At 51.6% G+C, this 12574-nt stretch carries 16 protein-coding genes and 1 other RNA gene; 12 read left to right on the top strand and 5 right to left on the bottom strand.

Features of this window, described 5'->3' with window-relative positions; genetic code table 11:
- Nucleotides 1–100 precede the first annotated feature (100 nt).
- A complete protein-coding gene (locus tag ACJJI5_RS05120; RefSeq protein ID WP_445355714.1) occupies nt 101–700 on the top strand; it encodes a 1-acyl-sn-glycerol-3-phosphate acyltransferase in 600 nt (199 codons plus the stop codon).
- 50 nt (nt 701–750) lie between these two features.
- On the opposite strand, the gene fur is transcribed toward ACJJI5_RS05120, so the two are convergent.
- Nucleotides 751–1161 (bottom strand): ferric iron uptake transcriptional regulator, encoded by a 411-nt coding sequence (gene fur, locus ACJJI5_RS05115; RefSeq protein ID WP_445355713.1) that lies wholly within the window; start codon nt 1159–1161, stop codon nt 751–753.
- A gap of 278 nt (nt 1162–1439) precedes the next feature.
- Here fur and ACJJI5_RS05110 point away from each other — a divergent pair, with 278 nt between their 5' ends.
- Nucleotides 1440–1784 (top strand): outer membrane protein assembly factor BamE, encoded by a 345-nt coding sequence (locus ACJJI5_RS05110; protein ID WP_413663278.1) that lies wholly within the window; start codon nt 1440–1442, stop codon nt 1782–1784.
- Here the strand turns inward: ACJJI5_RS05110 and ACJJI5_RS05105 are convergent.
- Both ACJJI5_RS05105 and ACJJI5_RS05100 read right to left on the bottom strand, forming a co-directional pair.
- Nucleotides 1781–2134: an RnfH family protein gene (locus tag ACJJI5_RS05105; protein ID WP_413663279.1), complete on the bottom strand. Its 354-nt coding sequence runs from the start codon at nt 2132–2134 to the stop codon at nt 1781–1783. The two genes, ACJJI5_RS05110 and ACJJI5_RS05105, sit on opposite strands and share 4 nt — an antisense overlap.
- Nucleotides 2131–2571, bottom strand: coding sequence for a type II toxin-antitoxin system RatA family toxin (locus ACJJI5_RS05100; protein ID WP_445355712.1), 441 nt, complete (start codon nt 2569–2571; stop codon nt 2131–2133). The genes ACJJI5_RS05105 and ACJJI5_RS05100 overlap by 4 nt, the downstream gene beginning before the upstream one ends.
- 190 nt (nt 2572–2761) lie before the next feature.
- Between ACJJI5_RS05100 and ACJJI5_RS05095 the strand changes: the two genes are divergently transcribed.
- The 9 genes from ACJJI5_RS05095 (at nt 2762) to ACJJI5_RS05055 (ending at nt 10741) form a co-directional block, all read left to right on the top strand.
- Nucleotides 2762–4180 (top strand): sodium-dependent transporter, encoded by a 1419-nt coding sequence (locus ACJJI5_RS05095; RefSeq protein ID WP_445355711.1) that lies wholly within the window; start codon nt 2762–2764, stop codon nt 4178–4180.
- A 15-nt stretch (nt 4181–4195) separates the two neighbouring features.
- Entirely contained in the window at nt 4196–4675 is a 480-nt protein-coding gene (gene smpB / locus ACJJI5_RS05090) for an SsrA-binding protein SmpB (protein WP_445355710.1), read from the top strand.
- A gap of 40 nt (nt 4676–4715) precedes the next feature.
- Entirely contained in the window at nt 4716–6062 is a 1347-nt protein-coding gene (locus ACJJI5_RS05085) for a sodium-dependent transporter (protein ID WP_444925866.1), read from the top strand.
- A gap of 173 nt (nt 6063–6235) precedes the next feature.
- Nucleotides 6236–6625, top strand: a transfer-messenger RNA (tmRNA) gene (gene ssrA, locus ACJJI5_RS05080).
- Nucleotides 6626–6810: 185 nt separating this feature from the next.
- A complete protein-coding gene (locus tag ACJJI5_RS05075) occupies nt 6811–8040 on the top strand; it encodes a tyrosine-type recombinase/integrase (protein WP_445355709.1) in 1230 nt (409 codons plus the stop codon).
- Between the two features lie 39 nt (nt 8041–8079).
- Nucleotides 8080–8628, top strand: coding sequence for a hypothetical protein (locus ACJJI5_RS05070; RefSeq protein ID WP_445355708.1), 549 nt, complete (start codon nt 8080–8082; stop codon nt 8626–8628).
- Nucleotides 8629–8937: 309 nt separating this feature from the next.
- Nucleotides 8938–9246, top strand: a complete 309-nt coding sequence (locus ACJJI5_RS05065; RefSeq protein ID WP_445355707.1) for a hypothetical protein — start codon at nt 8938–8940, stop codon at nt 9244–9246.
- A complete protein-coding gene (locus ACJJI5_RS05060) occupies nt 9246–9716 on the top strand; it encodes a hypothetical protein (RefSeq protein WP_445355706.1) in 471 nt (156 codons plus the stop codon). The genes ACJJI5_RS05065 and ACJJI5_RS05060 overlap by 1 nt, the downstream gene beginning before the upstream one ends.
- Nucleotides 9717–10489: 773 nt before the next feature.
- Nucleotides 10490–10741 (top strand): hypothetical protein, encoded by a 252-nt coding sequence (locus ACJJI5_RS05055; protein ID WP_445355705.1) that lies wholly within the window; start codon nt 10490–10492, stop codon nt 10739–10741.
- Between the two features lie 150 nt (nt 10742–10891).
- On the opposite strand, the gene ACJJI5_RS05050 is transcribed toward ACJJI5_RS05055, so the two are convergent.
- Together ACJJI5_RS05050 and ACJJI5_RS05045 are read right to left on the bottom strand one after the other, a co-directional pair.
- Nucleotides 10892–11185 carry a putative phage abortive infection protein gene (locus ACJJI5_RS05050; protein ID WP_445355704.1) on the bottom strand — a complete coding sequence of 98 codons (294 nt, stop codon included), beginning with the start codon at nt 11183–11185 and terminating at the stop codon, nt 10892–10894.
- Between the two features lie 9 nt (nt 11186–11194).
- Complete coding sequence (locus ACJJI5_RS05045; RefSeq protein WP_445355703.1) at nt 11195–11776, bottom strand: hypothetical protein; 582 nt, start codon at nt 11774–11776, stop codon at nt 11195–11197.
- Nucleotides 11777–12368: 592 nt separating this feature from the next.
- On the opposite strand from ACJJI5_RS05045, the gene ACJJI5_RS05040 reads away from it, so the two are divergent.
- Complete coding sequence (locus tag ACJJI5_RS05040) at nt 12369–12572, top strand: hypothetical protein (protein WP_445355702.1); 204 nt, start codon at nt 12369–12371, stop codon at nt 12570–12572.
- Nucleotides 12573–12574: the final 2 nt, after the last annotated feature.

Raw genomic sequence — 12574 nt, 5'->3', positions numbered from 1 at the left:
GATTTAGGACAAACGCACAAATATGACTGGGAGTGGCAGGTAAAGTCACCATATACTTGGCGGCTTATTTTTCGATGTATGAGTAGTCCCGGCCGAGGTTATGCAGAGAACGATTTTCAACACCCCCATTGTCACCCCAATCCTCCGCTTGGTTGCACGGGTGCTACTGAAGTTGCACGGCTGGCGTGTTAAAGCTGACGAGCAGTCTCTCAAACTAAAGCAGTACGTATTGATTGGCGCCCCCCATACCACTAACTGGGATGGCTACTACTTCATCCTCGCTGCACTCAAACTGAAGATGACCCCACAGTGGATGGGCAAAGACAAGCTGTTTACCTTCCCGCTGGGAGGCCCCATGCGCTGGTTCGGCGGTATCGCCGTAGACCGCAGCAAGGCCAACAACCTGGTGGATGCCACCGCCAGGCAATTCAAGCTGCGCAAAGAGCTGGTTATCGCCATTCCCCCCGAGGGCACTCGCGGATTGGCAGAACGCTGGAAAACCGGTTTCTATCATATCGCCCGCAACGCCAGGGTTCCGGTAGTACTGGGCTATATCAGCTTCCCCAAAAAAGAAGTGGGCATAGGCCCGATAGCACAATTCAGTGAAAACCTGGAAGCTGAGCTATTGAAGCTCAAGGAATATTACGCGGATAAAATTGGCAAGTTCCCAGAGCTTTACACCCCACCCTGCCAGTCGTAACACTCAGCGCAAGTATTTGAAGGGTGCGGTGAATACCGCACCCGGAAGAATCACTTCTCCTTTGCTGTCACATACAGAACCAGGCTGTGGCCAGTCAGCTCATAGCCATGCTCTTCGGCGATCTGACGCTGCAGCTCCTCAATCTCTTCATTGTGGAACTCGATAACCTTACCAGTATCGGTACACACCATATGGTCGTGGTGATCGCCACGGTCCAGTTCGAATACAGAGTGACCGCCATCGAAGTTGTGGCGCACTACCAGGCCCGCGCTCTCAAATTGGGTCAATACCCGGTACACAGTAGCTAGGCCGACATCCTCTCCCGCCTCCAGCAACAGCTTATAGACATCCTCAGCACTCAAATGCTGCTCACTAGTGCTTTCGAGCAATTGCAGAATCTTCACCCGCGGCAGAGTGACCTTGAGGCCAGCCTTGCGCAATTCCTGGTTTTCGTTCGACATGTATCAATATTTCCCGGCAGGATTTTAAAAGTTATCCGAAGTTGCCCAAACCCACAGCGGCCATTTATAAAGGATTCCGACCCTGGAGTCCCGTCTGTCAGCGAGCCAACTCTTCAGGTATTATCCCATGCCCTACGGAGTCAGAGAAACCCCGTACTGCTCACTTAGGGCAGAACTGGTAAGAGGAGGAACTTTTTTTCTCCACTTGAGACTAAACTGACTGTTTGTAAGAAATCAGCGTGAGCGCTGCCGTTTGAAACCGAATAATGGAGCAATGAATGCCGCCTAGTCTGAGATTTCTCACTATCGCCTTCCTGTGCAGCTTGCTGGGAGCTTGCACACTCGTAAAATTCCCCGGTGTACACCGTATTGAGGTGCAGCAGGGCAATATCATTACCCAGGAGATGGTGGATCAGCTAAAGCCAGGGATGACGCGACGCCAGGTACAGTTTGTTCTGGGCACTCCGCTGCTGGAAGATACTTACAACCCCAACCGCTGGGATTACGTCAATCGCCTTCGCGACAAGAAAGGCAATATCACCCAAAAGACCTTTAGCGTTTATTTTGATGAAGACTCCCTGGTAGCCACCAGCGGCGACTGGCAGCCCACAGGCTGGCCCTAAGCTGAAGTCCCCTCGGCGCCTTTCTTCTTCTCAGCCATACGCTTGGCTTTCTCGGCGCGCTGCTTGCGCGCCTCTTTGGGATCGGCGATCAATGGGCGATACACCTCAACCCGGTCCCCGGGTTGCAGGACATAACTTTCCGCCGGCGGCAGCCCCTTACTCCCCAGCACCTGGGCAAAAATACCCATCTTTGCCGTGTCCGGATCAACTTCAGGATACTCCTTGGGAATTCCCGAGCGAATTAGCGCCTCCCGCGCAGTGGTACCCTCAGACACCAACAAACGCATTAATCGCTGTTCGTGGGGCAGTGCGTACACCACCTCCACCGAGATTGTTTTCTCTTCTGTCATTGGGATTTCCCGTAAACTTCTTCCGCGCGCTCACACATAACCGCGACCATCTGGTTGGCCAGGTCACTGAAAATTTTTCCCGCAGCCGCCGCGATCAATCGATTTTTCATCGAAAACGAAAGGGTAAAACTCACCTTACAGGCATTTTCAGCCAGTGGAGTAAATTCCCACAGTCCCTCGAACTGCTCGAAAGGACCATCCACCAGCTTGAGCGTCATCGACTTGGGACGCACCAACTGATTTCGAGTCACAAAGCTCTGCTTTATACCCGCGCGCGACAAATCCAGGCGCGCCTCTAAAGTGGTGTCATCGCTGTGGATAATCTCCGCAGCGCGACAGCCGGGTAAAAATTGCGGGTAACTGGCCACATCGTTGACCAGATCAAACATTTGTTCCGCGCTGTACATCACCAGCGCACTGCGTTCTATTTCAGTCATTCCTACTGTCTAACCCAGTCCATCAGGCAAAATTACCTGGGATTACCGTTGAACGGCTAATTTTGCCAGTCGGCGCTACTCAAGCAAGACAATTCCTGCAACAATCGCATTTTTTACCGGTGGGCCACACTTAGCCCCAGCCGCAGTAACAAAAACTACAAGCATTCAAAAAATAATAGCGAGAGTACTTATGACCGCAGTGAGAGAGCATTTTGGGTCAAGGCTGGGCTTTATCCTGGCCGCAGCAGGTTCCGCAGTCGGTATTGGCAACCTGGTCGCATTCCCTGTAGCAGCCACCAAGAGCGGGGGCGGCGCCTTCTTACTGGTCTACGCTCTCTTCGTATTTCTGATCTGTCTGCCGGTGATGATGGCCGAACTCGCTATGGGACGCCGTTCAGATAAAGACCCCGTCGGGGCCTATCGGCAGATATCCAAAGGCTCCACGCTGTGGAGTATTCCCGGTTGGCTGGCCCTGATCACGCCATTTATGATCGCGGTTTTTTATCTGGTGGTCACCGTATGGGTAATGGGATACCTGGTAGAGATCTTCTCCGGCAACCTGGATAAGCTCGCCACCCCGGATTTCTTTATCCACTTTATCAATACACCCACGGTATTTATTTACCTGGTTGTCCTGATGCTGATCATCAATGCCATTCTCGCTATGGGCGTTAAAGACGGTATCGAGCGTGCCGCAAAAACCCTGATGCCCATGCTGTTTGTCATGTTATTGGGACTGGTGTTCTTTGTACTGACCCTGGATAACGCCGCCCTGGGCTTGCAGTACTACCTGGTACCCGACTTCAGCAAAATTGACGGCAACGTAATCAGCAAAGCCATGGCCCAGGCCTTCTTCTCCCTGTCTCTGGGAATGGGCATCATGATTACCTACGGCTCCTATATGAAGAAGAAGGACTCCATCCCCGGTTCTTCCCGTGCCGTAGCGATTACTGACACCTTGGTAGCCTTTACAGCCGGCCTGCTGATTTTGCCGAGTATTTTCCACTTCAATCCACAAATCGATCCGGCAGAACTGAGCGACTCCTCCGCCGGTATGATCTTCCTGTTCCTGCCGAAGATATTCCTCGCTTTACAGGACGGAATCGGCTACATAGGCGCTAGCGCCGTAGCGGCCATCTTCTTCTTCCTGGTACTGGTTGCCGCCATTACCTCGCTGGTTTCCATTATCGAGGTGCCCATTGCCACCCTGCGTGACGAGCGCAACATGGAACGTAAGAAGGCCATCTACATCGTTGCGGCAGTTCAATTTGTGCTGGCCATCGCTTGCGCCGTATCATTCGGTATGGCCACTTGGTTTACAGAGTTTGTACAACTGGCCGGCGCAAACAAGTCGTTCTTCGATTTGGTGGAGATCATCTTCTACGACACCATCCTGCCTTTAAACGGCCTGCTGGTATGTCTGTTCGTGATCTACAAATGGAAGAAATCCAATTTTGATAAAGAGCTGCAAGAAGGTGACAGCGACTTTGCAGGCTCGTTTTCGCAAAAATACGTTAACTTCTCCCTGGGCACTTTTATCCCATTGATACTGCTGCTTATCTTTATCAATACCGTGGCCCTGAAGTTTTTTGGACACAGTTTTATATAGTCACTCGTAGTTTTCATGGCCAAGAAAAAGAAAGCACAAACATCCAATACCATCGCCCTCAACAAGAAGGCCCGCCACGACTATTTCATTGAAGAAAAGTTTGAGGCGGGCGTTGAGATGAAAGGCTGGGAAGTCAAAAGCTGCCGGGAGGGCAAAGCCCAACTGACCGACAGCTATGTCATTTTTAAAAACGGGGAAGCCTGGTTGCTGGGTGCCAACATCCAGCCGCTACCCAGTGCCTCCACCCACTTTGTCACCGAGCCCGACCGCACCCGTCGCCTACTGCTCACCAAGCGCGAATTAGCCAAGCTGATCGTCGCCGTTGAGCAGAAAGGTCACACAGTGGTTGCCACCGCTATGTACTGGAAAGGGCATTTGGTGAAGTGCGAAGTCTGCCTGGCCAAAGGTAAGGCGAGCCATGACAAGCGCGAAACTGAGAAGAAACGCGATTGGAACCGCGAAAAGCAGCGCCTAATGCGCTCGACGCACAAATAGTGCACAGTGAACCATTAGAAGAATAATTACGGGATTTACCATGAGTGCACCGCGAGGACAGTTCAGCTCGAATATTGGCTTTTTGATGGCCGCGGCGGGTTCCGCCGTTGGTCTCGGCAATATTTGGGGCTTTCCAACCAAGGCCGCCAGCAACGGCGGCGCCGCCTTTGTAGTCGCCTACTTATTTCTAGCCTTTGCGCTCGCCTACCCAGCCCTGATGGCGGAACTCACCATCGGCCGCCACGCGCGCCGCAATATGGTGCAAGCGCTGCGCTCCATTTCCAACGGGCCCATCAGCCGCTTTTTCGGAGGCCTGACCGGCTTCGGCGGTATCCTGGTGGCCTCACTTATCCTGAGCTTCTACGCCATTGTGGCGGGCTGGATGGTGGCGCACCTGGCCGAACCTTTCGCCGGCCTGTTCGGCGCCCAAGAGGCAGCCCAGTGGTTGGCCGGCAACAGCACCGATCGCAATATGATCATGACCGCTATCTTCAGTGGTCTCACCATGCTGATTATCGCCAGTGGTGTTGAGAAGGGGATCGAGCGCTGGTCCACCCTGTTGATGCCATCGCTGATCATCCTGTTATTGCTGTTGATCTGCTACGTACTCACCCAGCCCGGCGCCCTGACCGGCCTGGAAGTGTACCTGATGCCCAACTTCGACCACTTCACCCCGGATCTGCTGATCTCCGCCATGGGTCAGGCCTTTTTCTCTCTATCCCTGGGTGTAGGCACCATGCTGATCTACGGCTCCTACCTGAGCCAGCAGGAGAGCCTGCCGCGCCTCGGCGCCCTGGTAACCCTGATTGATGTGGGCATCGCCTTCACAGCGGGCTTGCTAATCCTGCCCGCCATGTACGTAGCCCAGGAAGCCGGTACCCAGATCTTCTCTGCCGACGGTTCCCTGATCGCCGGCCCGAGCCTGATTCTGCAAGTGCTGCCAGCACTGTTCGACACCATGGGTGAAGCTGGGATATTCGTCGCCATCGCCTTTTTCGCGCTGATGGTTATCGCCTCCCTCACCTCCTCCATTTCCATGCTGGAAGTGCCGGTGGCATTCTCTATCGAGAACCTGAATATCCCCCGCCGCATCGCCACCCCGATCGTTGGCCTGATCATCTTCGGCGTGAGCTGCGGCATCATCTACAACTTCGACGCCCTCTTCGGACTGGCAGTCAGTATCAGTACTGAATACGGCCAGCCCCTGCTCGGTATTGCACTTTGTATCTTTGCCGGCTGGATCTGGCGCCGCGACCAGCTGCTGAGTGAGCTCAAGAAAGGCCATGAAGATATTGAACACACCCTGTTCTGGAAGATCTGGCCCTGGTACGTGCGCATCGTCTGCCCACTGCTAATCCTGACCGCTTTCGTGCAGTCCATTCGCTAAGCTGATCTCCCCCCCGGCGGTACCTCACCGCCGGGAACTCCCTTCCCACCTAAGCCCTCCCTCAAAGCGCCTGACTAAAGCGACTCTGATCGCTCAAATGCCAATTACATAAAATTTATTGCTAACGTGAATTTTGAGGTATACTTAGGTGACACACATGAGTGTTTCTTATCGGGGATGACTTGGATTCGACGCCGGTTACGAAACCTTGGGTGCATGCCGAGATGGCAGCGAATCTCGTAAATCCAAAGCTGTATTTTATTAGTTGCCAACGACGACAACTACGGTGCCCAACTCGCTGCGTAAGCAGCTTGTGAAGCGCTAACTAAGGGTTCGTCCCTTAGCAGTCTTCAGCAAGGTTCCAGTATCGCGCTGTAGACTGTTATACAGAACTGGATCGCCGCAAGCCATACCCGTGGGTAAGCGGTTAAACAAATTTCGGGATCGCCCTATACGTCCTGACCGCCGGGCTGTAATGGGTTAAATCAATAGACGGAGCTAAGCATGTAGAGCCTCTGGCAGAGTGCTGACGGACGCGGGTTCGACTCCCGCCATCTCCACCAAATTGCTGTCTCAGACAGCCCACAAAAGCCCCGCAAACCTAGTGTTTCCGGGGTTTTTGCTTATCTGGACCATCCCAGTTAATCTAAGCTAACCCGTCCAAATCCAGCCTCAAGTGGACGGGTTATTGGACGGGTTGATAGCAGTGCCACCGTCCAACCCGTCCAAAATCCATGGAAGGTGAGCTATGCCGCTGTCTGACACCAAGGTCCGCGCCCTCAAGCCACGCGACAAGAAGTACATCGAGTCCGACGAGAAAGGGTTGGCAATCGAAGTGACCCCGACCGGAGCCAAGCGCTGGGTATTCCGTTTCCGCCTGCATGGCAAACGCCCAGAAATGGCAATTGGGCTCTACCCAGATGTAAGCCTGAAGCGCGCCCGCGAACTCCGTGATGAAGCCCGCCAGCATGTTGCCGAAGGTGTCGACCCTCGCGATATAAAACGCGCCCGCAAAGAATCCACCCTGGAAGCCAATCGCAACAGCTTCGCCGCCGTTAGTGATGAGTGGTTCGCCGCCAAGATGGCGCACCTATCCAACTCATCAAAGGACCGCGCCACCCTCGCTTTAGAGCGTGACCTAAAGCCCTATTTGGGTAAGCGTCCTATATCCGAGATAAGCCCGCCGGAAGTGCTGCGGTGCCTGCGCCGTATTGAGAGCCGGGGCACCCTGGAGACTGCCCACCGGGTAAAGCGAGTAGCCAGCCAAGTATTCCGCTTTGCCGTGGCCACCGGAAGGGCCGACCGTGACCCCACCACAGACCTGAGTGGCGCACTCACCCCCACTAAGAAGAGACACTTGGCAGCAATAACCGACCCCGCTGAAGTTGGGTGCCTGCTAACTGCCATAGAGGAATACCAAGGCACTCCAGCAGTGAGAGCAGCCCTAAAGCTGTCGCCGCTCCTATTCTGCCGCCCTGGAGAGCTACGCAAACTAGAGTGGACCGAAATTAATTGGGAAGCCAAGCAAATAGAGTTTCCCAGCGAAAAAATGAAAATGGGCCAGCCACACATTATCCCGCTAGCAGAACAGTCGCTGGCAATACTGCGGGAGGTGGAGCCACTAACAGGCCGTGGCAAATATGTATTCCCTTCAGCCCGAGGCCAGAGCCGCCCATTGTCTGATAACGCGGTGAGGACTGCACTCAGGTCACTGGGCTATGACAATGAAACCATGACCGCCCACGGCTTCCGCGCTATGGCCCGCACTCTCTTGGATGAGGTTCTGGGCTTCCGTGTGGATTACATAGAGCACCAGCTGGCCCATGAAGTGAAAGACACACTAGGGCGTGCCTATAACCGCACCAAGCACCTTGAGCAGAGAGCTGCAATGATGCAGAGGTGGGCAGATTATCTGGATAACCTCAAGCTTCAAACAAGCTCGACCAACGTCATAACAGCAAAATTCACCACGCACTAAATAAGGCTCAATATTCACCCAAGGAGGGAAAACAACGGCATGGATAAAGCACGAGAAAAAATGTGGCGAGAAAGCGACCTCCGCGCGATTAAACATGAAATTGAAAATGCCCGGAGCTGGAGGCCAGAGGAACGAGCGAAGTTCATTGAGGCCGACAACAGAGAAGCCGCTTTTGGACTGATGAAGCGGTTTATCGAAGCGGTGCGTGATGGGCAGGAAGTAGAACCTATTCTCTTACAATATTTCGCGGATTGCTTCTCAAAGTTCCTGAATCTCAATGGCGATAATAAATACTGGCCTGAGTGCATGAATACTTACCGCCAAGAAGGCAATCCAGGCCGCGAGCGACGTGACCGCTTGCTTAACCAAGAATATGCCGCACATCTGAATAAACCTAAAGAGAAAGGGAACAGCAAAGAAGCATTCATCAATGAAGTCATTGAAAACCCTCCCGAATATTGGGAGGGCAACCCGCCAACTAGGGATAACCTTTTAAAAATTCTCTACCCTAAAAACCACAACGAAATTCGGTCTGCTCAAGCAATAGATGCTGAACTAGAGCGCGTACTTTCTAAGGTTCCTGAATAGGGAAAATACCCCCAAGTTCCTTCCACATACAGTTAGCCCAGATTAACCCATAGTTCGTCCCCGTTAACCAACGAGGACTTTCTAAATGCGTATTCATCCACAAACCATTAACCCTGATGCTATGTATAGAGCGCATGAATGCGCTCGACTTTTTGGTATCGGTTTGAGTACATGGTGGAACTGGAGCAACACCGGCAAAGTGCAGAGAGGAGTGAAACTCGGACCAAGGACAACAGCATGGCCAGGAGACTCCCTAATCCAGCTCAAAAATCAACTAATTGCAGATTCACAGGGTTAAGGAGAGCAGCCATGAATAAAAATAACCCTAGTCAATCAAGTCGTAATATTAGTATTAAACAACGCCCCTTTACCGCTCGCCAGGAAAGAGCACTGAAAACCTTACTTAATGGTCCTTGCAGCCGTGAAAGGCTTGACCGGGTTGCAGGTGCTAGTAATGGTCCCGAAATTATTTCTCAACTCAGGAAGCGAGGAATTCAAGTTCAATGTCGTAGAGTGGCCCATATCGACCGCGACGGCTTATCAGGCAGTCACGGGGTTTATTGGCTACCTGATAGCGAGCGCCAGCGCATCAACTCCCTCCATTTACTGGGGGACTAATGGCAAGACGGAGACAGAGGCCTGAAAACGGCAGCTACATCCAATGCCCGCACCGTGTTTACGATAGCCCCCGCTTCCGGGGGCTAGGCGCCCAAGCCCATAAGCTGCTGAATAACGTCATGGTTCAGTACAAAGGGAATAACAATGGCCATCTGTCAGCCTGCTTTTCGATTATGAAGGACTATGGGTGGGCCAAAGGAACACTTTATCGGGCACTTGCGGAGCTGGAGCATTCAGGCATATTCGTCGTCACCCGAAAAGGGGTTAAAAAGCGAGGCTGCCCGACTCTGTTAGCTGCGACTTGGTTTGGGATTGATGAACCAAAGAGCGGGACAGAATTTCGGGAAGGGATTATTCCCGGGCGTCAGTCATTGGGCTATTGGTGCACCCACCCCTCAACCTGGAAGCTAAAACCAACTCTAAAGGCTCCTGCAAATTTCGATTTTACCAGTCTCATATTGGAGGACTAACTACCTCTACCTACTCCAATATGAGACAAGTTAAAGAGGGAAACAGTTGATACGAGTGCCAGCAGTACCAATATGGAGGACTAACAGCCCTTTTTTGGGCCTCACTAGTCTCATATTGGAGAGTCTTATACTTAGCCATACCCATAGCTAACCATCTCTAATGCTCCATGCAGTGCGTGGGCTTCACATCACAGAGCCGGCATGAGAACAGCGGTTAAGCAATAGGAGTTGACCGCCTGATAACTGATACCCCTAACAGCTGCCCGATGGGAAATCGTTAGCCTGTTATGAGAGTAGGTCGGCTTGAATCGAAGCCCACCTCTGGTGCCAGATGATTAATTCGGGTTCATCAGCTAGCAAACGCCTTTCATGCAGTTAGCGCCCAAAGTGGGGCAACAATTCGTGACGCCATCAAGCCTGATTCACATGTGAGCGTTTTGGGCAGCCAAGCACCCCCTAAAATATTGGCATCACATTCGACGCCCAGCATTGAAAAGCTTTACACTGGGCGAGCATACTGGAGGCGTTGCGGCAAAATCCGTAACCGGGATTGAGACCCCGAAAGATATCAGGCGACCCGGAGCCGCCTACCCCTGTATGCGGTTTTTTTGTGTCTGGACCTCACCAATTCTTAACTTTTTATGGGGGGCTGGCACAGGGGGCCTTGTGCCCGCCGTTCCTGATAGCGGTAGTCTCAACCTGTGTACAGCCCGCCACCCGATGAGATTGAGACCTCAAGGGCAGCGGCTCACCCAATATCAGGAGCCCAGACCATGGCAAACCAAGCCCCTGCTGTATCTATCCCTCAAACCGATAACCTTATTGTTCGCTCACTCGACCTCGCAAATCTCAGCCTGGAATCACTGAGCAAGCTGCGCACCCTCTTCCACAGCATCAGCCAGGTTTCTGAAAAGAACACCACTAGCCAAGAGTTGGCGGTTATCGGCGCCCACCTTGCCGATGAATGGGTAAACCTTATCGACTGCGAGCGTGAGGACCTGGAGCGCCTGGAAAGCAAGCAGTAAGCGCGAGGACTGCTCAGGTCCAAAGTATTAAGAAATATCAAGGTGGAATCGGGAGCGGGCAGACCGAACCCCTATCCGGGGTTTGGTGCTCTGAATGTGAGTTGATAGGACTTTGGTCAATTCTAGTCAGGTTCAAGATAAGTGTTGCCTTCAAGTAAGCTCTTCGACTAATGTTTTGTCCAAAGCCTCTTCTCTCACCCCAAAAGCAAGCGGCTTGTACATCTCTGGGTGAGCTATATCATTAAGTAGTCTTTTCTTATCGAGATTTGAAAAAAAGGAATATTTTTCGAGCATTCCTTTGATATCACCATTTTCAGGCCCATGAACGCAGTCATAAAATAGAATAACTTCTTCATACAAAGAAAGCTGGGCCCTTAGGATTCTAATATACTGCTCTTTATCATCAGCCTTACTTTCATCAATAAAACGAAATATTTCATACAAATTCTTAAATTAATGGCCAAAAGTATTCACACCTTCTTCCAGGAACTTTTGATAGGTGTGCTCCGACGCAGCTAAATGGTCACCTTTATCTAAAAAGGCTCTGCCATACCGCTCTTTCATAAACCCGTAAAAATATGCAAAGCAGGACCTTCCTTCTAACTTAGTTCTGTTATCTCGATAACCCACCCTCTTTGCCATCCCACTGACAATTTCATTATGCAAACTTATCAGTTGAAAAAAAGTATTCTCGAAATTCTGCCTTTCTAGCGACTTGCTCTGCTCCATTAAAGCTTCTGCTGAATTTCTAAGTTCCTTAGTAGAATTGTTAAGCTCTTCACTTTGCATAGAAATTGTAAGTAAAAGAGCAATAAGCCCCATAAAGGCAAAAATAGGGTTCAGGACCCCCCCCATGAAATCCCCAAAAGCGCCCCAAACACCACTGTCAGCGGATAGCCCCCCATTAAACTTAGATGCGTACATCACCCCTGCGCAAATAGCGATGATAAGTGACACCGCAATTAACCGCTTGAAATCTCTAATGAGTGACCGCCATTTTGGAGACGTATCTATTTGATTAGAATCTATTTCCATACTGAGAACTCCCTTACTACTCAGCTATACGATTATGAATGACATAAACGTCCCTAGTTTTGAGACCTTGTTTACATCAATTGCCAAAAGAAAACAGATATGTGGCATGTGTGCCGGAGACTCAGAGGTTAATGCGGATGTGGAGCCGTGTCGATTTACCTGACTCATTAAAACAATTAAAAAGGAGGTTTTTGCAGCTCGATTCGCAAGCCACAGACATGAGGCGCACTAACGTACCAATATGGTCTTTGTTCGCAATTCTTACTGAGAAATACTGAGGCGCTCCCTAAGCAGCACTAAAACGCATCAACATCAACACACCCCCAAGGCCAGTAAAGCGGCTCAGAGGGCCACAGAGGCCCTTTCAGCAAAGGGTGCGCCCCATTTTCACTTTCTCAGGGTTTTGCGACCAGTACGCGCGCCAGCAGAGTCAGGGGTCACGTTTCAAACGCAACCCTTTGAGGTTGTCTCGGTGCGCGCAGGTTTGCACCCAGCGCTTCCCCTTCTGGATTTCACATATAAGAGCCTCAACCCTCAACGCCTTGGCCAAAACACCTGAATAGCGTTGCGTGATGGCTAAAGTGAAGGTTTTTTGGAAGTCGTTTGTGAGGGTTGGTTGCACTTATCAGCCGCTTCCGAGGCATGGGGTCATGTCTGTTATGCCATTGATATTTATGGTAAATCACAAAATGAAGTCGAAGAATTTCAGGGGCTAACTGAAACCCAGCTGCCTGCATTATGGGAGCCCGGAAACGGGGCCCCCTTCGGCAAGCGACAAGCAAATGCACTGCACTAAAT

This window comes from Microbulbifer maximicatervae (SeqCode), from assembly GCF_052467955.1.
The sequence above is the reverse complement of the archived record's forward strand: the minus strand, read 5'-3'. Positions and strand labels throughout refer to the sequence as shown.